An 18,121-nucleotide genomic window follows, 5' to 3' on the forward strand; every position below is an offset into this window, starting at 1 on the left:
GATGAACTTATTTGAGACGATGCGCTTAACAGAAGGAGAAATTCCGCGCCTAGCTTATCACAAAGCACGTATTTTAAATTCAGCCAAGCAGCTTTCTATTCCATTGACTGAGGTGCAATGGGAAGCCTATCTTGATGAAATTAAACGCCAATATCCTAAAGGTACATACCGCTTGAAAGTAATGGCAGATGAATCTGGCGAACTGACTTATCAATGTGTGGATTTACCTGATAAGAAGGCCTTCACTGCGCAAGCACAATTAATGTGTATGGATTATCCGAAGTGGCAGTATATCAATAAAACATCTCACCGCGAACATGTGTCACATCTTCATGAGACGGATGTAGTGCTCTATTATAATTCACAGGGTAAGGTATTAGAATTTGATATTGGTAATGTCTTAATTAAAGAACAAGATCAGTACTATACGCCTTCATATGACCATGATTTCTTAAAAGGATGCATGCGTGCACAGTTATTAGATGAAGGGAAAGCAGTAGTGAGAGATTATACGATAGATGAATTACGAGAAAAATTAGAGGCACATGAAGCAGAGCTTTTCTTGATAAATAGCTTGCGAGAGGTTGCCGAGATACAGATTAATCTTTAAAATTAAGTATGATTAAACTTATAAGTAGCAGAAGGGTATAAATAAAGGTGGCAGCATGATTGGAATTGTCCTGATATTGATCGTTTTGGTAGTATGGGTTGCGAAGCGGTTAGCACGTTATTTCCTGCAGCAGCAGAAACCTTTTGCAGCAAAAGCCGTCGTAGGCGTAATGCTGCTTATCCAACTCGTGCTCGTATATTACTTTATGAAGATGATGATGACGTATATTTTGAGGTTGCTCAATATCTTTTATAATCAATGAAGACCAGAGGTGCATTATGAAAATTTATAGTCAAGGTGACAAAGCAATTGTGGTTTCTGTGGAAAAAGAAGTCACACAGCATACAACAGAAGATCTGTTAGCATTACGTTCTTATTTATTAGAACAAAACTATCCATTTATTACTGAAATCGTGCCAACTGAATCTGATATGATGATTGTCTATGATGCACGAGATATGATGAAACATCATCATATTACATCACCATTCCAATACATGACGGACTTACTGCACTCTATTAAAATCGAAGTCAGACATGGAGATGCGGTAAAAATGCCAGTAGAGCTACCTGTTTATTACGGTGGAGAGTATGGCCCTGATTTAGCAGAGCTCGTAAAATACTTCAAAATGACTGAAGAAGAATTCATTTCGCTGCACGCGAATAAAACATACTTTGTGTCTATGATGGGTTATTCACCGGGATTTCCTTATTTAACAGGATTGAACGAACGTATTTATGTCAACCATACTGGGAATAAACAGAAATTTATTCCGGCAGGTTCTGTCATTCTTGAAGGTAAGAAATGCGGCGTAGTCACAACAGATACATATGGTGACTGGCTCGTTATCGGTTATACACCTGTTCGTTTATTTAACCCTGAAAAAGAAGACTTCACATTATTGAAGTTAGGCGACACTGTACGGTTCAAACCAGCTGAACCTGAAAATGAAACTGTAGGAGGCCATGAATCATGTCAATCATAATTGAAAACCCAGGGCTTTTTTCAAGCTTCCAAGACTTTGGACGTCAAGGTTACGAGCATGATGGCGTTATTCCTGGCGGCGCAATTGACTTTTTAGCACATGAGATTGCGAATCGATTAGTTGCGAATGATAAAAATGAAGCAACGCTAGAAATGACAACAAAAATGGCGCGTATCCGTTTTACAGAACCGACATTAATTGCGCTTTCTGGCGGTAATTTCAAAGCATGGACACAACACATGCGTATTCTGCCGAATAAGTTGTATTTAGTAGAAAAAGGCGATGTGCTGCAATTCTCTGAGTCTAATCGTACATCTCGAGTTTATTTAGCAATCGGAGGCGGAGTAGAACTTGAAGAATGGTTAGGATCGACTTCTACAGACTTTCTTTCAAAAATCGGCGGTTATGAAGGACGTGCATTACAAGCTGGTGATGCGATTAATATGAAACGGAACTATACGAAGCGTCATCTCAAATTATTCGATAACTTGAAAGTGTCACATAAAACAGACTGGGGTATTGATGGTTATGCGCTATCTCACAACTATATGTCTGATATGTTCCATGTCGTATTGAATAAAGGATCGGAAGATTTTGATGAAGAAACTTTGAATCGCTTTACATATGGTGAATATAAAGTAACCAGCAAAGCGAATCGTGCAGGTATGATTCTAGAAGGTGATCCAGTTAAAGCCTTCTATGAAGATATGCCGCCGCATCAATCGGTCAAACGCGGTACGATTCAAGTTAAACGTGACGGCTCACCGATTATTTTATTAAATGATCATTATACATTAGGAAGTTATCCGCAATTAGGGACAATTGCGAGCTATCATCTCACAAAACTTGCGCAAAAACCACAAGGTGCGCGCTTGAAGTTCCAATATATTGATATTTATACTGCAGAAAATAACTTAATGAAATATAGCAGCTGGTTACAGCAGCTGTTCCATGGTATTGAATACCGTATGATGCAAGAAATGAATAAATAACATACCCATACATTTAAACGATTTCGACTGAGAAGGTAATGACTTTCTCAGTTTTTTTTATATGAAAATCAACTTTCTATATCTAAGGCTAGAGTCTGATTTAATCATGTGTGATTTCCTGTATAATTTTATACAATTAACATGAATTCAAAAGAAAAGTGAACTTGCTTAACATGCACTATGAAAGGATTTTATCTTTACTTAGTATAAAATTAACATAGAAAAAATAAAGTGTAATATGTTAATTTTGGATAGGTTTTCGCTTGAAATGTCGTGTGGAATGTTCTATATTTAATTACTGTACTACGTGATTTTTGTTACAGTAATGTTACAAAGAAGTAGACAATGTAAATTTTTTATGAATATAAATGAGAGAAATAATAACGAAAATTGACGCGATAATTGAAAATACAGAGATGAAGAAGCAGCAGAAGACTGCTTCGCTTTAAATGATTGGCCATTGAGCAGCCATCTTTTCTATGACAAATACTAGAAAGTAATCGGGAAATGATACTGTTTGATGATTGATTGAATACTAAATAACAATAACGGGGGAGACACACATGAGTCTGCAGAAAAAGAAAATAAGCATTTTTGTCTTTTTCTTACTGACTGTATTAACAGTAAGTTTGAAGACGTATTTTGCTTATTATGTTGATTTTTCTTTAGGAGTTAAGGGATTAGTCCAAAATTTGATTTTGTTAATGAATCCATACAGCTTGCTAGCATTAATTCTTAGCGTATTCTTGTTCTTTAAAGGCAAGAAGGCATTTTGGTTTATGCTCATCGGCGGATTCTTATTAACTTTCTTGCTATATGCTAACGTTGTTTACTTTAGATTCTTCTCAGACTTTTTAACATTCAGTACATTAAACCAAGTAGGTAACGTTGAGTCAATGGGAGGCGCAGTATCTGCGTCATTTAAATGGTACGACTTCGTGTATTTCTTAGATACAATTGTTTATCTGTTTATTTTGATCTTTAAATCAAAATGGTTAGATACACGTACTTTCAGCAAGAAATTTGTTCCAGTTGTAATGGCAGTTTCAGTTGCTTTATTCTTCTTGAACTTAGCATTTGCAGAAACTGATCGTCCTGAATTATTAACACGTACATTCGACCATAAATATTTAGTTAAATATCTTGGACCATATAACTTCACAGTTTATGATGGTGTGAAATCAATTCAAAACCATCAAGAGAAAGCAATGGCTTCTGAAGATGATTTAACAAAAGTATTGAACTATACGAAACAAAGACAAGCAGCAGTAGAACCTAACCCAGAATATTACGGGGCAGGTAAGAAGAAAAATATTATTAAAATCCACTTAGAAAGTTTCCAAACTTTCTTAATCAATAAAAAAGTCAATGGTAAAGAAGTAACGCCTTTCCTTAACAAATTGTCTTCAGGACAAGAAGGCTATAAATATTATCCAAACTTCTTCCACCAAACTGGACAAGGTAAAACATCAGACTCTGAGTTCACAATGGACAACAGTTTATATGGTTTACCTCAAGGTTCAGCGTACTCATTGAAAGGTTCTAATACGTATCAATCATTACCGGCAATTCTTGATCAAAAACGCGGCTATACAAGCAACGTAATGCACGGTGACTACAAAACATTCTGGAACCGTGATCAAGTCTACAAACATTTCGGTATTGATAAATTCTACGATGCGACATACTACGATATGAGTCCGGAAAACATTGAAAACTTAGGATTAAAAGATAAACCGTTCTTCAAAGAATCAGCGGAATATCAATCTAAAATGAAAAAACCATTCTATTCACACTTGATTACATTGACAAACCATTATCCATTCACATTAAACCAAGATGAGGCTGGTATTGATAAGCCGAATACAGGTGATGCGACAGTAGATGGCTATGTACAAACAGCAAACTACTTGGATAGTGCGTTAGAAGAGTACGTCAATGAATTGAAGAAAAAAGGTATCTATGATGATTCAGTAATTGTTATCTATGGTGACCACTATGGTATTTCTGAAAACCATAATAAAGCCATGGAAAAATTAATTGGTGAAGAAATCACACCAGCGAAATTTATGGACTTAAACCGTACTGGTTTATGGATGAAAGTTCCTGGTAAAGAAGGCGGCGTAGATAACACTTATGGTGGTCAAATCGACGTTATGCCGACATTGCTTCATTTAGAAGGTATTAATACTAAGAACTTCTTAATGTTAGGTACAGATTTATTATCTAAAGACCATAAACAAGTGGTTCCATTCAGAAATGGTGACTTCATCACACCTGAATATAAATATGTGAATGGCAGAGCATATGATAATAAAACAAATGAACCATTAGCTAAAGAACCTGCTGACTTACAGAAAAATAAACAACAAGTTGAAAAAGACTTAGAAATGAGTGACAGCGTTCTTAATGGTGACTTATTCAGATTCTACAAAAACCCGGATTTCGAAAAAGTAAATCCATCTAAATATCAATATAAAACAGGACCTAAAGGTTCTCAGAAAAAATAATTGAATGACATCGTCATTTCACAACAGCGGGTGAATCCTCTTAAGGATTTGCCCGCTGTATTTTTTTGATGAGTGTCTTTACAAAACTTACACATTTATCCGCTTAAGATGAACCTGTAACAGTATCTTTTGACACGCATAGGGTGTATAATATATAGAACTGAAAATTGAGATAAAGGCTGAAAGCTCAATTGAATGAACGTACTGAACATAAGTGGAGGCATGACATGGAAGCGTATAAAATTGAACATTTACATAAATCTTATGCAGATAAAGTGATTTTTGATGACTTGCACTTATCTGTTTCAGCACATGAACGAATCGGACTGGTAGGAATTAACGGTACAGGTAAAAGTACATTGCTGAAAGTCATCGCAGGGCTTGATGACGACTTTGAAGCAGAAGTGACTTGCCCGAATGATTACCGTATACGTTATTCTTCTCAAAAACAAGATTTAACTGAAGATAGAACTGTACTTGAAGAAGTATTGAGTGCAGACACAGATACTGTGAAGATAATTAGAGATTATGAAAAAGCAGTACAACAATATAGTCAAACGCAAAATGACCAAAATTTAAACCATATGATGAAAATGCAAGAAGTGATGGATCAAGCAGAAGCATGGGACTATAGTGCAGAAGTAAAAACAATCTTATCTAAATTAGGGATTCATGACACTTCGGTATCGGTAAAATCATTATCCGGCGGTCAACAAAAACGTGTCATCTTAGCAAAAACATTAATTGAACAACCTGATTTATTGTTGTTGGATGAACCGACGAACCATTTAGATTTTGATTCGATTAAATGGCTGATTAATTATGTGAAACAGTATCCACATACTGTGTTATTTGTAACCCATGACCGTTACTTCTTAAACGAAGTTTCGACCCGCATTATTGAATTGGATAGGGGTAAATTGACGACTTATCCAGGCAACTATGAAGATTATATTGCGATGCGTGCTGAAAATGAGCAAATAGAACAGCAACAAAACCAAAAGGCACGTGCATTGTATAAACAAGAACTAGCTTGGATGCGTGCAGGAGCCAAAGCTAGGACGACAAAACAACAAGCTAGAATTAATCGTTTCAGTGACTTAGAATCACAAGTTAAAAATCAGACAACGCGTGAGAGCGGTCAATTAAACCTTGCACATTCACGTTTAGGAAAACAAGTCTTTGAATTAAAAGATGTGTCTAAACAAATTGCGAATAAAACATTATTTGAACATGTGACGCAAATTATTCAAAATGGCCAACAAATAGGTATTGTTGGACCAAATGGAGCAGGTAAAACCACGCTTTTAAATCTGCTTGCAGGTGAAGATACTGACTTTAGTGGCGAGTTGAAAATCGGTCAAACGGTTAAAACAGCCTACTTTAAACAAACGGATGAACGTTTAGACAGAGATATCCGTGTGATTGATTTCTTGCGAGAAGAAAGTGAAGTTGCGAAAGAAAAAGACGGTACAACTGTTTCAGTGACACAATTGTTAGAACGTTTCTTATTCCCAAGTGCTACACATGGTAAAAAGGTTTACAAATTATCAGGCGGTGAACAAAAGCGATTATATTTATTGCGCTTATTAGTACATCAACCGAACGTGTTGCTATTGGATGAACCGACTAATGATTTAGATACAGAAACGTTAACGATACTTGAAGACTATATCGCAACTTTTGGCGGCACAGTGATTACTGTCAGCCATGATCGTTATTTCTTAAATAAAGTAGCACAAGAATATTGGTATGTGCATGATGGACAAATTAAACGTGTCATTGGCACGTTCGAAGATTATGAAACCTATAAACAAGAACAAGAGAAACAACAAGCAGTTGCTAAAGCTCAACCAAAAGTTCAAAAGGAAAGACAACGTAAGGGATTGTCTTATAAAGAGAAGCGTGAATACGACATGATTATGGAACGTATCGAAAAAACAGAAGCGCGTCTAGAAGTGATTGAACAAGAGATGGTAGACGCAAGCGATGATTATGCGAAAATTCAAGAACTGAATTCTGAAAAAGAAACGTTAGAATCACAATATGAAGATGACATGACAAGATGGAGCGAATTAGAAGAATTAAAAGAACAATAAGGGGTCAATTTTATGGAAACGACATTATCGCATTATTTTGGATATAAAGATTTCCGTCCAGGACAAAAGGAAATTATTTCCAAAATACTAGACAAACAGAATGTGCTGGGGGTTTTACCTACTGGCGGCGGTAAATCATTATGTTATCAAGTACCTGGGTTAATTATGGGCGGTGTGACAATTGTAATCAGCCCATTAATCTCATTAATGAAAGACCAAGTCGATCAATTAAAAGCGATGGGTATTGAAGCTGCATTTTTAAACAGCAGCTTGTCACAAAAAGAACAACGTGCGATTGAGGATGATTTAAGACAAGGCAAAATTAAATTTTTATACGCTGCACCTGAGCGTTTTGAAAATCGTCAATTTATGCAGTTGTTATTTGGTTTAGATATTCACTTGATTGCTTTTGATGAGGCACACTGTATTTCTAAGTGGGGACATGATTTCAGACCAAGTTATCAACAAGTGATTGATAAAGTCCTGTGCTTACCGCAAGACTTTGCGATTGCTGCATTAACCGCAACAGCCACTGTAGAAGTACAAAGAGATATTATGGAACGCCTGCATATTTCAAGTGAAAATCGTGTAAAAACGAGTATCAAACGTCCTAATTTGGTGTTTAAAGTCAACCCGACATATCAGAGGCAAAAATTTGTGCTGGATTATGTCAAAGACCACAAACAACAAGCGGGGATTATTTATTGTTCAACACGAAAACAAGTTGAAGAATTACAGCAAGTCTTTGAAGACCAGAAAATCAACAGTGCGATTTATCACGCAGGACTAACGAATAAAGAGCGTGATGAAGCACAAAATGATTTTGTCTTTGACCGTGTCAAAGTGGTTATTGCGACCAATGCATTCGGTATGGGGATTGATAAATCGAATGTGAGATATGTGATTCATTATAATATGCCTGGAGATTTAGAATCTTATTATCAAGAAGCCGGTCGTGCGGGACGTGATGGTTTAACGAGTGAATGTATCTTACTGTTTAGTGATCGTGATATTAACTTGCACCAATTCTTTATTTCATCATCTAAGGGGGACGATGACTATAAAGAAAAAATGGGTGAAAAACTTAGTAAGATGATTCAATATACTAAAACGAAAAAGTGTTTAGAAGCGACACTTGTTCATTATTTCGAACCAAATGAAAAGTTAGAAGAATGTGGACGATGCAGTAATTGTCGTAATGAAAATAAAACTTATGATATGACGAATGAAGCGAAGAAAATCATTAGTTGTATTGTGCGTATGCGTCAACAAGAAACATATGGTGTGATTATTCAAGTGCTCAGAGGCGAGTCGTCCGATTATATTAAATATAATCAATACGATAAATTATCAACTTTCGGCATTATGAAAGACTATACCACTTCAGAATGCAGTCATTTAATAGATGAATTGCGCTTTAAAGGTTTCTTAAATGAAAATGATGAGGTTTTAACTTGCGATAAAAAGGTTAAGCAAATACTAAGTGAGGATTTAAAAATTTATACGGTACCATTTAAGAAAAAATCCCGTGAAAAAGTCAATATTAATACCATTGAAGGTGTCGATCGAACATTGTTTGATGCATTAGTACAAGTCAGACAAGAATTGAGTGAAAAATTAAATGTGGCGCCGATTAGTATCTTTACTGATTTTACACTCGAAGAATTCGCAAAACGTAAACCTGAGTCTAAACAGGAAATGATTGCGATAGATGGTGTCGGCAGTTATAAATTAAAACATTACTGTCCTCAATTTATTGAAACGATTCACAATTATAAAGCGCAAGTTTAATAGAGTTAAATACAGAACAGCAAGTTTCACTGTGCTAACGAGAGTGTGAACTTGCTGTTCTTTTTAAAATAGAAATAGAATGTGGGTGGACGATGCATGATTGAATTAAAAAATGTTTCTAAGCAATACGGCAATAAAATGGCTGTCGAAGATGTCAGCTTCAGCATTGAAGAAGGCGAGTTCTTTGTCTTAATCGGGCCTTCCGGTAGTGGTAAAACAACAACACTCAAGATGATTAACCGATTGATTCCTTTGACGACAGGTTATATTTATTTTAAAGGTAAACCTATCAGTGATTTCCCAGTTTATGAAATGCGCTGGGATATGGGCTATGTGCTTCAACAAATCGCATTATTTCCGCATATGACAGTCAAAGAAAATATTGCTCAAGTTCCGCAAATGAAAGGTTGGGACAAGGCTAAAATAGATAAACGTATTGATGAATTGCTTGAGATGGTCAATTTAGATCCGGATACATATCGTGATCGCAAACCAGATGAATTATCAGGCGGACAACGTCAACGTGTCGGAGTGGTACGTGCTTTAGCTGCAGACCCGCCCGTTATTTTGATGGATGAGCCTTTTAGTGCACTCGATCCGATTAGCCGTACAAATCTGCAAGAAGATTTGATAGAACTCCAAGCGAAAATCAGAAAAACGATTGTCTTTGTAACACATGATATTAACGAAGCGATGAAATTAGCAGATCGTATTTGTTTGTTTAATGATGGACATGTAGAACAAATTGATACCCCTGACGGTTTTATACAACATCCTAAGAATGATTTTGTGAAACAGTTTATTAATCAATATGACCATGCAGATAAAGCGCCATTAACACTAGAACAGCTTCTAGAAGGCAAACAACTTCAAACGGTTGAGGCTCCTGAAGATTTACCGGTGCTGTTGCCAGATACACCTTTAAATAAGGTCTATGAAGATTTAACACATTATCCAAGTGTTGTAATCAAACAACATGATGCACACCATCTTCTAACAAGAGAAGACGTCTTTAAGTTTTTAGCACAAAGTAAGCGAGGTGACGTATCATGAATGCATTCTTTCAAACATTTTCAGAGCGTAAGGGAGAATTGCTGAGTACGTTGTTGGAACATATTCAAATTTCTTTTATCGCATTATTGATTGCGTGTTTAATCGGGGTACCGTTAGGTATCTTGTTAACGAAAACAAAGCATTTCTCTGAAGCGGTGATTAACGTTGCTGCTGTGATGCAGACGATTCCATCATTAGCTTTACTAGGTTTAATGATTCCATTATTCGGTATTGGGACAGTACCGGCGATTATCGCATTAGTTGTGTATGCATTACTACCGATTTTACGTAATACATATACAGGGATTAAGGAAGTTGACCCATCTCTTGTTGAAGCCGCAAAGGGTATTGGGATGAAACCTGGACGTCGTTTGACGAAAGTTGAACTGCCGATTGCGATGCCGATTATTATGGCAGGTATCAGAACAGCGATGGTTCTAATTATTGGTACGGCTACACTTGCGGCGTTAATCGGTGCTGGTGGTTTAGGTGATTTAATCTTATTAGGTATTGACCGTAATAATAGTTCATTGATTTTACTAGGTGCTATTCCAGCTGCTATATTAGCGATTGTTTTTGATTTAGCTTTACGTTATATGCAGAAACTTTCGTATAAGAAATTATTGATTACTTTAGGAACAATCGTTTTAGTAGTAGCGTTAGTTATTATTATTCCGTTATTTGGAGGCAAAGGCGATAAAGTCACGATTGCAGGTAAACTAGGTTCAGAGCCTTCAATTATTACGAATATGTATAAAATTTTGATCGAAGAAGAAACGGATGACACTGTAGATGTTAAAGATGGCATGGGTAAAACATCATTCTTATTCAATGCGTTAAAATCTGGAGACATTGACGGCTATTTAGAATTTACCGGAACAGTATTAGGTGAGTTAACGAAAGAACCGTTGAAATCCAAAGAAGAAGCGAAAGTATATGACCAAGCTAAACAAAGTTTAGAGAAAAAAGAACATATGACGATGTTGAAACCGATGAAATACAACAACACCTATACTTTAGCTGTGAAACGTGACTTTGCGAAGCAACATGGTTTGAAAACGATTGGTGATTTACAAAAAGTTGAAAATGACATCAAACCTGGTTTTACTTTAGAATTTAACGATCGTCCTGACGGTTATAAAGCTATTTCTAAAGCGTATGACTTAAACTTTAATAAAGTACGTACTATGGAACCTAAATTACGTTATCAAGCCGTTGAAAAAGGTGACATTAACTTAATTGATGCTTATTCAACAGATGCTGAATTAAAACAATATGATATGGTTATTTTAAAAGACGATAAACATGTCTTCCCGCCATATCAAGGTGCACCAATGTTTAAAGAGAAATATCTTAAAGAACATCCAGAAATCATCAAACCGCTTAATAAATTAGCAGGTAAAATTACAGACGAAGAGATGCAAGAAATGAACTATAAAGTGACTGTGAAAAACGAAGATCCTTATCAAGTCGCAAAAGATTATTTAAAGAAACACAATTTAATTAAGTAATATGTAAGAAAGTCTGAGTAGGAGAGCTCAGGCTTTCTTTTTAATTTGACAGAAAAAATACTCCCGCTATGTGATAGTGGGAGTATAACGTTTAGTATGATCATTTATCTTTATATCATTTTTCCATGACTTGATTGAGCGCATGTTTAAAGATGTCTGTCATTTTTTTGATTTCTGTTTCACTCATTTTCAACACAGGCACAAACGTGATGACATTCTCTAAATTACGAATCATCAACCCGTTTTCCTTACATGTTTGAATAATACGTTCCACTGTCGGTATAGCTAAAGGTTTATCTGGATGATTTGGTTCAACGAGTTCCACACCATACATCAAACCATAACCGCGTACATTCCCGACATAAGAGAGGTCATTCAAAGCGTTTAGTTCTTCTTTCAACAAGGCAGAAGTCACTTTGATATGGTCAATGAGCTGAGTTTCTTCAAATAATTTTAAATTAGCGATTGCCGCAGAACATGTGACCTGATTTCCAGTATAGGTGTGGCCATGAAAGAATGTTTTTTCACCATGGCTGTTGCTTAAAAACGCATCGTAAATGGTTTGTGAAGTCAGTGTTGCGGCAAGAGGCAGATACCCTCCAGTAATCCCTTTAGCTAAGCACATAATATCAGGATTAACGTCTGCACGTTCACAAGCGAACATCGTTCCTGTACGTCCAAAACCAGTCGCAACTTCATCTACAATTAATAAGATATTGAACTCGCGACATAATTTTTCAACTTCTTTTAAGAATTGAACAGGTTGGGCATATAAGCCTGTTGCACCTTGAATTAATGGCTCTACAATGAAACCGCAAATTTCATCGTGTTGTTCTTGTAGGATGTTACGAATTTCTTGTGTGATACTTTCTACCAGTTCTGTTTCATTATTGTAATCTGATTTAAATACTGAAGGGCAGCTGACTTGTATATTCTCAAAGATTAAATCTTTAAAGATGGCGTGAAAAGTATCAATACCGCCAACACTGACTGCACCAAGCGTATCACCATGGTAACTGTTTTTGAGCGTTAAGAATTTCTTCTTGTCCGCATATTTTTCAGCATCTAAATTCTTCCAATACTGATAAGCCATCTTGATCGCAATTTCAACGGATGCACTGCCGGTGTCTGAATAAAATACTTTACGTAAGTTGCTCGGTGTGATTTCAACAAGGCGTTTTGCGAGTTCAATCGAAGGGACATTCGATGACCCAAGCAATGTTGAGTGTGCAATTTTACCGAGTTGTTCTGTAATCGCTTGATTGAGCTTTTCATTGTTGTGGCCATGGACATTGACCCATAAAGAAGCATAACCATCTAAATAGGCTTTGCCGTTAATATCATATAGGTAACTGCCGTTGCCGCGTTCAATAATAATTGGATCTGATTCTGAATAGACACCCATCTGTGTGAAAGGGTGCCAAACGTATTCATGGTCTTCTTGAATGAGTGTTTGATTATTCATATGTCTCTCCCTTTAATAATGATTGTATTAACGCTTCAGGTACATCTGATACTGTTGCGTTGTCTTTCAAAGTATAAATATCACGATTTAAGTAATGTTCTAAGGTTGTGTGGTTATCTTGCGCAATCATATCAGACTCAAAACGATTCATGATTAAGATGTTTTCTGGTAACTGATGTTGTTCTAAATAGTATTGATGCATAATGATGTCGCTGATTGCGCCGAGTTTAGAAGGCACTACACTCAACACTTTGTCGGCAGTATCTTTGATGAGATCTTCAGTCATATAAAAGTGATGTTCATCTTCATAAATTGGAACACCTAAGCCTCCAGCGCCTTCAATCAATAGCACATCGTATTTTTGAGCTAAAGCATTGGCTTTATTGATGATTGCATTACGATCCAATTTCTGTTCGCTTTCTAGCTTAAACCCAAGATGTGGTGATACGGCTTCATGAAAGGTATAGAGTGATGTCTCATCATAAGTTAAGCCACTCACATTCAGGTAAGCTTCTAAATCAGGATAAACGCCGTTAGCTTGTTCTTCTGTTTGAAAGGGTTTAAATATACCCACATGATGTCCAGCTTGCGTTAAGGCTTGATAAAGCAATACTGTGACATAAGTCTTTCCGACATCAGTACCTGTACTAGTGATGAAGAGTTTCAAATCGTCCGCTTCCTTTCATAACTTTTTCTAATCTCAGAATTAATATTGCGGAAACACCACTCAAAATAATATCTCCAGGGCCGCTAAGTAGGACGATACCTGTGAAAACCTGGTTGACTGTAATAGGAGTATGCGCCACAAAGTTCATAATCAAATAAAAATAAACACATCCGAATATGTAAATAATGGCTGTTCCGACAACATTAATCATGAAGATGTTAGTAAAATTCTGCTTTTGTGCACGTGCTTTTAATAACGCCATAATGTAGGCAGCGACGACGAAACCGATTAAAAATCCAAATGTAGGTTTCATCACATAAAAAATACCGCCGCCACTAGCGAAGATGGGTAAACCTAAAAGGCCCATAATGACGTAGAGTGCTTGACTCCAAAATGCGATTTTAACACTGAAAAGATGCGCCACGATAAAGACGGTCACAATTTGCAGCGAAAATGGAATAGGACCCAATGTAAAATGCAACATGCTTGAAATGATTGTTAAAGCTGTAAAAAGACTGATAAGTACGAGTTCTTTTGTATTCATGATGTTCACCTCCAAAATTATAATAGTACTTCAATCTCTAAATGTAAACTATAAAATTAAATAAGTTAACATTTAAGGGTTAGTGCTAAATCTTAGATACAAATAGATATCATTAGCACATTGCGCATAGCATCATAAAAATATACAAGATATTAACATACAATGAACCCTTGATATAATTGGGTTTACAAGGGGAGAGAAATACACTATAATTGTCAGTAAATTCAAAATTATTAAAAGTGAAAACATGGGAGGCAGATGTATCTATGAAAGAACAAATTAAGCAACTCTCCGCATATCAACCGGGGTTATCACCTCGCGCATTAAAAAAAGAATTTGGTTTAGATATTGAGTTACATAAACTTGCATCAAATGAAAACTTATATGGTCCTTCGCCTAAAGCTAAAGAAGCCATTAAAGCACATGTAGATGAAGTGTTGTATTATCCAGAAACTGGCGCACCAACATTACGTGAAGAAATTGCGAAAGATTTAGGTATTGATGAAAATCGTATATTATTTGGGGCAGGGCTTGATGAGGTCATCTTAATGATTTCTCGTGCTGTTTTAACGCCTGGCGATAAGATTGTGACGAGTCAAGCGACATTTGGTCAGTATTATCACAATGCGATTGTCGAATCAGCAGAAGTCGTGCAAGTCCCTTTGAAATCTGATGGTCAATTCGATTTAGACGGTATTTTAGAAGCGATTGATGATGATACATCATTAGTTTGGATTTGTAACCCGAATAACCCGACAGGAACGTATGTGACACATGATGCGTTAGAAGCGTTCTTAGAAAAAGTGCCAAGCCACATTCCAGTCTTAGTAGATGAAGCCTACTTTGAATTTGTGACGGCAGAGGATTTCCCAGATACTTTAAAATTACAAGAGCGTTTCCCGAATGCATTCTTAATGCGTACGTTCTCTAAAGCGTATGGTTTAGCAGGACTTAGAGTCGGTTATATCATTGCGACAGAAGAAGCGATTAATACTTATAATATTATCCGTCCGCCATTTAACGTAGGACGTTTATCAGAATATGCGGCCGTCGCAGCATACAAAGATCAAGCTTATTTGAAAGAGATTCAACAAAAAAATGCTGAAGAACGTGCGAAATTCTTTGAAATTCCACAAAGTAAATATTTCTTTGACAGCCAAACAAACTTTGTTTTCGTGAATACAAAACGTCCGCATGATTTATATAAGGCGTTATTAAAAGTGGGCTGTATTACACGTGAGTTCCCAATTGGTGTACGTATTACCATCGGTTTCCCAGAACAGAATGATAAAATGGTCGAAGTATTGAAAAACTTTGATTTTGAAAAATAATACAATGCTCAAACAAGTATCGACGTCAAGTTGCGTTGATACTTGTTTTACTTTACACTATCTCAAATCACACTTCACAACTCTATAAAATAAATATGCTATACTCGAAGAGAAGAAAAGGAAAGGAAGTTGCTATCAGGATGAAGAGAGAATCAATAGCGATTGATATGGATGAAGTCTTAGCGGACACAATCAAAGCCTTGATTGAAGAAGTAAATAAACGTACAGACTTAGGTATTAAAGAGGCTTTATTAGATGGTAATAAACTACGTCACTTTATGCCTGAACACGAAGGAGTACTGGATGAAGTATTAAAACAGCCAGGCTTCTTTAAAAACTTAGAGGTTATCAAAGATTCGCAAGAAGTGGTGAAGAAGTTAGCTGAACACTATGATATCTATATTGCGACAGCCGCAATGGATGTACCGACTTCATTCCATGAAAAATATGAATGGTTAAGATTACATTTCCCATTCTTAGATCCGCAACAATTTGTCTTCTGCGGCAGAAAGAATATCGTGAAAGCAGATTATCTGATTGATGATAATCCAAAACAGCTTGCACGTTTTACAGGGAAACCAGTGATGTATACAGCACAACATAACATTCACAATGACGACTTCGATCGAGTTAATAACTGGAAAGAAGTTGAACAATATTTCTTGGGAAATAAGTAAATGCAAGAATTAAGGCGGCAACAGCCGTCTTTTTTCATGTTTGTTAAAGGTGCGAATGTTATTACTGATCAACATGACAGAAATTAAAAAAGCATCAAACCACTTTTTGAAGGAGGTTTGATGCTTCTTTTTATATTAACGTATGCCACGCATACCTTTAATAATTTTTGGTACAAACATAAATGTGATTAAACCGATGACTACTGCTAATACACCTAAGAATAGGAAGTAGTTTTGGTAGCCTAATGGTTCGATTAATTTTACAAGTGTTCCGTTGATGGCTTGTGCAGTTGCATTAGTAAGTAACCATAAACTCATCATTTGAGAGTTGAAAGCCTTTGGTGCTAATTTAACTGCCGCACTGTTGCCGGTTGGTGATAAGCAAAGTTCACCAACAACGCAGATGATGTATGACAGGATAACCCAGTTTACGGATACTGTGCTGCCGCCAGATGTCATCATAATAACAGCTACTAAGATGTATGAAATACCTGCTAACCAAGCACCCCAAACAAATTTAGTCGCAAGGCTTGGTTGGCGATCACCCATTTTCTTCCAAAGTAAGGAAAGAATCGGCGCAAATAATACGATGAACAATGGGTTGATGGATTGGAAATAGGTTTTACCGAAATCTGTCGTCCATCCAAATAAATTCAATTTCATATCTGTGCCTGTAAATGCGTAAATGTTTAAAACGTTAGAACCTTGTTCCTGGATAGACCAGAAAATCACTCCGATAATAAATAATGGTATAAATGAAATGACACGTGAACGTTCATCCTCTGTCACTTCTTTACTTCTGATCATTGTCGTAAAGTAAGCAACTGGCAAGGCAATCCCTAGAATTAAGACTGTTGTGCTGACTAAGTTGAATGATAATGTGCCTGTTAAACCAGTAATGATTAATACAAGTGCGATGACTGCGACAACAATTCCAGCAATCATAGCATAACGTTTCTTTTCAACCGTATTTAATGGGTTGGTTGGTACTGAACCAACGTTACCTAAGTTACGTCTGTTGAATAGAAGATAAATAATTAATGCAAGTGTCATACCAATTGCGGCAATTAAGAACCCTTGGTGGAACATATTGCCTTTAGAGAAATGGTTTAACACTAATGGTGCAGCAAGGGCACCCATGTTAACGGACATATAGAAAATAACGAAACCTGAATCGATACGTTTATCGTTTTCAGGATATAAACGACCAACAATGTTAGAGATATTCGGTTTCATCAGTCCTGAACCTACAATGATAAAGAACATTGAAATAAATAACCCTGCTTGTGCTAATGGCAAGCTTAAGAAAACGTGACCGATAATAATTAAAATCGCACCATACATTGTTGCTCTGCGTGTACCTGTGATTCTATCTGCGACCCAGCCACCGAGTACGCTGGTCATAAAGATCAGTGAACCGTACACTGACATGACTGACTGTGCAGTCGTTTTATCCATGCCTAATCCGCCATCTTTAATCGCGAAGAACATGTAGAAGATTAAGAGTGCGCGCATTCCGTAATAGCTGAATCTCTCCCAAAATTCTACGAAGAAGAGGACTCCTAATCCTTTTGGATGTCCAAAGAAACCTTTCTGCGGTATTTCTTGGACATGCGTTTGATGTAAATTGTTCTGCAAACTAACCCCGACCTTTCTATCCTATAACGGAGTGGATTATATTAGATTCTACTATGTAAAAAAGAGAGTTTCAATAATTTTCTAAAAATAAAAATATTGACAATTTTCAGAATAAAATAAGATATAATTGACGATAAATAGAGCATAATTAGTAAAAAAGCATGGTTTGAGGGAATTCTAGTTCAATCAAATAGGGTTCCATCAGCAGATGAAAATATGGCAAAAAAGTGAAAGTGAAAAATTGACC

General features: G+C 36.4%; 14 protein-coding genes. 10 read left to right on the forward strand and 4 right to left on the reverse strand.

All coding sequences use genetic code 11. From position 1 onward, the window contains the following. The first annotated feature begins 1 nt into the window (after position 1). The 8 genes from ACFCT9_RS11870 to ACFCT9_RS11905 all read left to right on the forward strand — a co-directional run bounded on the left by ACFCT9_RS11870 (position 2) and on the right by ACFCT9_RS11905 (position 11,552). Positions 2–610 (forward strand): aminotransferase class IV, encoded by a 609-nt coding sequence (locus ACFCT9_RS11870; RefSeq protein WP_412519529.1) that lies wholly within the window; start codon positions 2–4, stop codon positions 608–610. Between the two features lie 278 nt (positions 611–888). After that, positions 889–1,596 carry a 5-oxoprolinase subunit PxpB gene (gene pxpB / locus ACFCT9_RS11875; protein ID WP_412519531.1) on the forward strand — a complete coding sequence of 236 codons (708 nt, stop codon included), beginning with the start codon at positions 889–891 and terminating at the stop codon, positions 1,594–1,596. Beyond that, a complete protein-coding gene (locus ACFCT9_RS11880; RefSeq protein WP_412519532.1) occupies positions 1,584–2,588 on the forward strand; it encodes a biotin-dependent carboxyltransferase family protein in 1,005 nt (334 codons plus the stop codon). Before pxpB ends, ACFCT9_RS11880 begins: the two co-directional genes overlap by 13 nt. Positions 2,589–3,151: 563 nt before the next feature. After that, on the forward strand, positions 3,152–5,098 hold the full coding sequence (ltaS, locus tag ACFCT9_RS11885; RefSeq protein ID WP_412519534.1) for a polyglycerol-phosphate lipoteichoic acid synthase LtaS: 1,947 nt from the start codon (positions 3,152–3,154) through the stop codon (positions 5,096–5,098). A 227-nt stretch (positions 5,099–5,325) separates the two neighbouring features. Then, positions 5,326–7,197 (forward strand): ABC-F family ATP-binding cassette domain-containing protein, encoded by a 1,872-nt coding sequence (locus tag ACFCT9_RS11890; RefSeq protein ID WP_412519536.1) that lies wholly within the window; start codon positions 5,326–5,328, stop codon positions 7,195–7,197. 12 nt (positions 7,198–7,209) lie between these two features. Next, positions 7,210–8,988, forward strand: a complete 1,779-nt coding sequence (recQ, locus tag ACFCT9_RS11895; protein WP_412519538.1) for a DNA helicase RecQ — start codon at positions 7,210–7,212, stop codon at positions 8,986–8,988. Positions 8,989–9,084: 96 nt separating this feature from the next. Beyond that, on the forward strand, positions 9,085–10,041 hold the full coding sequence (locus ACFCT9_RS11900; RefSeq protein ID WP_412519540.1) for an ABC transporter ATP-binding protein: 957 nt from the start codon (positions 9,085–9,087) through the stop codon (positions 10,039–10,041). Further along, positions 10,038–11,552: an ABC transporter permease/substrate-binding protein gene (locus tag ACFCT9_RS11905; RefSeq protein WP_412519542.1), complete on the forward strand. Its 1,515-nt coding sequence runs from the start codon at positions 10,038–10,040 to the stop codon at positions 11,550–11,552. The genes ACFCT9_RS11900 and ACFCT9_RS11905 overlap by 4 nt, the downstream gene beginning before the upstream one ends. Before the next feature lie 115 nt (positions 11,553–11,667). On the opposite strand, the gene bioA is transcribed toward ACFCT9_RS11905, so the two are convergent. The 3 genes from bioA to ACFCT9_RS11920 are packed head-to-tail and all read right to left on the reverse strand — an operon-like array spanning position 11,668 to position 14,228. Beyond that, positions 11,668–13,017, reverse strand: a complete 1,350-nt coding sequence (gene bioA, locus ACFCT9_RS11910) for an adenosylmethionine--8-amino-7-oxononanoate transaminase (RefSeq protein WP_412519544.1) — start codon at positions 13,015–13,017, stop codon at positions 11,668–11,670. Further along, complete coding sequence (bioD, locus tag ACFCT9_RS11915) at positions 13,010–13,684, reverse strand: dethiobiotin synthase (protein ID WP_412519546.1); 675 nt, start codon at positions 13,682–13,684, stop codon at positions 13,010–13,012. The genes bioA and bioD overlap by 8 nt, the downstream gene beginning before the upstream one ends. After that, positions 13,665–14,228, reverse strand: a complete 564-nt coding sequence (locus ACFCT9_RS11920) for a biotin transporter BioY (RefSeq protein ID WP_412519548.1) — start codon at positions 14,226–14,228, stop codon at positions 13,665–13,667. The genes bioD and ACFCT9_RS11920 overlap by 20 nt, the downstream gene beginning before the upstream one ends. Before the next feature lie 266 nt (positions 14,229–14,494). Between ACFCT9_RS11920 and hisC the strand changes: the two genes are divergently transcribed. After that, complete coding sequence (gene hisC / locus ACFCT9_RS11925) at positions 14,495–15,559, forward strand: histidinol-phosphate transaminase (protein ID WP_412519550.1); 1,065 nt, start codon at positions 14,495–14,497, stop codon at positions 15,557–15,559. A 140-nt stretch (positions 15,560–15,699) separates the two neighbouring features. Further along, positions 15,700–16,236, forward strand: coding sequence for a 5' nucleotidase, NT5C type (locus tag ACFCT9_RS11930; protein WP_412519552.1), 537 nt, complete (start codon positions 15,700–15,702; stop codon positions 16,234–16,236). 135 nt (positions 16,237–16,371) lie between these two features. On the opposite strand, the gene ACFCT9_RS11935 is transcribed toward ACFCT9_RS11930, so the two are convergent. Continuing rightward, positions 16,372–17,874: a peptide MFS transporter gene (locus ACFCT9_RS11935; protein WP_412519554.1), complete on the reverse strand. Its 1,503-nt coding sequence runs from the start codon at positions 17,872–17,874 to the stop codon at positions 16,372–16,374. Positions 17,875–18,121: the final 247 nt, after the last annotated feature.

Origin of the sequence: Staphylococcus simulans (assembly GCF_047037175.1) — a bacterium.
GTDB classification, from domain to species: domain Bacteria; phylum Bacillota; class Bacilli; order Staphylococcales; family Staphylococcaceae; genus Staphylococcus; species Staphylococcus simulans_C.

What these genes read in the sequence shown, in the direction of transcription:
- ACFCT9_RS11870 (WP_412519529.1), top strand. Translation starts at nt 2, where the DNA reads ATGAACTTATTTGAGACGATGCGCTTAACAGAAGGAGAAATTCCGCGC.
- pxpB (WP_412519531.1), top strand. Translation starts at nt 889, where the DNA reads ATGAAAATTTATAGTCAAGGTGACAAAGCAATTGTGGTTTCTGTGGAA.
- ACFCT9_RS11880 (WP_412519532.1), top strand. Translation starts at nt 1,584, where the DNA reads ATGTCAATCATAATTGAAAACCCAGGGCTTTTTTCAAGCTTCCAAGAC.
- ltaS (WP_412519534.1), top strand. Translation starts at nt 3,152, where the DNA reads ATGAGTCTGCAGAAAAAGAAAATAAGCATTTTTGTCTTTTTCTTACTG.
- ACFCT9_RS11890 (WP_412519536.1), top strand. Translation starts at nt 5,326, where the DNA reads ATGGAAGCGTATAAAATTGAACATTTACATAAATCTTATGCAGATAAA.
- recQ (WP_412519538.1), top strand. Translation starts at nt 7,210, where the DNA reads ATGGAAACGACATTATCGCATTATTTTGGATATAAAGATTTCCGTCCA.
- ACFCT9_RS11900 (WP_412519540.1), top strand. Translation starts at nt 9,085, where the DNA reads ATGATTGAATTAAAAAATGTTTCTAAGCAATACGGCAATAAAATGGCT.
- ACFCT9_RS11905 (WP_412519542.1), top strand. Translation starts at nt 10,038, where the DNA reads ATGAATGCATTCTTTCAAACATTTTCAGAGCGTAAGGGAGAATTGCTG.
- bioA (WP_412519544.1), bottom strand. Translation starts at nt 13,017, where the DNA reads ATGAATAATCAAACACTCATTCAAGAAGACCATGAATACGTTTGGCAC.
- ACFCT9_RS11920 (WP_412519548.1), bottom strand. Translation starts at nt 14,228, where the DNA reads ATGAATACAAAAGAACTCGTACTTATCAGTCTTTTTACAGCTTTAACA.
- hisC (WP_412519550.1), top strand. Translation starts at nt 14,495, where the DNA reads ATGAAAGAACAAATTAAGCAACTCTCCGCATATCAACCGGGGTTATCA.
- ACFCT9_RS11930 (WP_412519552.1), top strand. Translation starts at nt 15,700, where the DNA reads ATGAAGAGAGAATCAATAGCGATTGATATGGATGAAGTCTTAGCGGAC.